We start from the raw sequence: 1,324 nt of genomic DNA, 5'->3' as shown, positions 1-1,324 counted from the left end.
CTTCGGGGGGCCGGGCTTCCGGCTTTCTACGGAGAGAGTCGCTGAGCGTCTCAGCACTAGCCCGAGCAACGCTGGCAGGCGAGCTAGGGTTCTGTACACAGACAGGGGCACTTCGACCTGGTCGAGATCGCCCTGACCTCCGAGACCGCAACCCTGTGCCTGGCCACGGCTCTTGCGCGCCACGACCTCACCGACCAGAGCCCGAGCCGGCTCGAGATCGGCCATCCCGCGTGGCAAGCGATCACCCAGGACCGCCGCGCCGGTGCGTTGGCGCCACTTCGCCCCGAGACGTTCGGGATCGGCCGGGAACGGTTCATCGTGCTCGATGCGCTCCAACTCGGGATCTACAACGCCCAACGGTCGATCATCGACGCCTACCGCATCCGCCACCAAGAAGTCCCAGAACTCGGACGCGAAGCCCTGCGCCGCTGGCTCGCCCGGCGCGGCACTCAGCCGGGCGAGCTGCTGCGGATGGCCCGACACTTCCCCAAGGCCACCAGACAGCTGCGCAACGACCTGGAGCTGCTGCTGTGACCCGCTCCGAGCTCGCGGCCGACATCTACCGGGCGCTGCAGCGGCACGGCCGCACGCACGGCCGGCCCACCGACGAACTACTCCACCTCTACGCTCTTGAGGGCTTCCTCGCCCGGCTGGCCACCCACGAGCATCGAGATCGGCTCATCCTCAAAGGCGGCATGCTGCTCGCCGCCTTCGACACCCGTCGGCCCACACGCGACGTCGACCTGCCGGCCCAACAGCTCGACAACGACCCTGAGCACCTCCGCGAGCTGGTCGCCGCGATCGCCGCCATCGTCATGGCCCGAGATCGTCCAAGCGAAGTGGGCCGCGTGGCGTCAGCGCCAACGCCTCGACGATGTCTACCCGCGAACTTCGCCGACGTGCTCGACCACGTCACCTGGTTCGCAGATCCCATCATCGACAACGGCAGTCCCTCCGGGACCTGGCGGGCTGACAGCGGCGAGTGGCGCTGACCGCGCTGGCGATCCGCGTGGCGGTCCCAGGTGGTCGTCCACAGCCGAGCGGACGCCCTCTGCGACTCTCCGCACCGGGCCGTACGGTGTTGCGTACGACGGTCCGGAGGTCCACGATGGTCAGCGAACGCCAGGCGTTGAGCGCTTGGCAGGCATCGCTCGAGGAGGGCATCGGCGTGGATGAGGCGGCGGTGGTCGTGGACCGTCTCGGTGCGGTCGTCACGCGGTCGGACCTCGACCGCCTGAGCGCCGAGGTCGACCGCAAGCTCGACCGCCAGAACGTCGAGGTCGACCGCAAGCTCGAGTCGCTCGCTGACCGGCTGACGGCAGCG

The 1,324-nt window shown here is 69.1% G+C and carries 3 protein-coding genes; all 3 read left to right on the top strand.

Annotation, left to right across the window (positions count from 1 at the left end; all coding sequences use genetic code 11):
* Nucleotides 1-267 precede the first annotated feature (267 nt).
* Nucleotides 268-534: a hypothetical protein gene (locus WEB03_RS01455; protein WP_368069192.1), complete on the top strand. Its 267-nt coding sequence runs from the start codon at nucleotides 268-270 to the stop codon at nucleotides 532-534.
* Nucleotides 531-992, top strand: coding sequence for a nucleotidyl transferase AbiEii/AbiGii toxin family protein (locus tag WEB03_RS01450; RefSeq protein WP_368069191.1), 462 nt, complete (start codon nucleotides 531-533; stop codon nucleotides 990-992). The genes WEB03_RS01455 and WEB03_RS01450 overlap by 4 nt, the downstream gene beginning before the upstream one ends.
* 116 nt (nucleotides 993-1,108) lie before the next feature.
* Nucleotides 1,109-1,324 (top strand): hypothetical protein (locus tag WEB03_RS01445; RefSeq protein ID WP_368069190.1); only part of this gene is annotated, 216 nt, incomplete at its 3' end.

This window comes from Nitriliruptor sp. (genome assembly GCF_040882075.1).
Taxonomy (GTDB): domain Bacteria; phylum Actinomycetota; class Nitriliruptoria; order Nitriliruptorales; family Nitriliruptoraceae; genus Nitriliruptor.
Note: the sequence above shows the minus strand (reverse complement) of the source record. Positions and strands in the feature narration are given on the sequence as shown.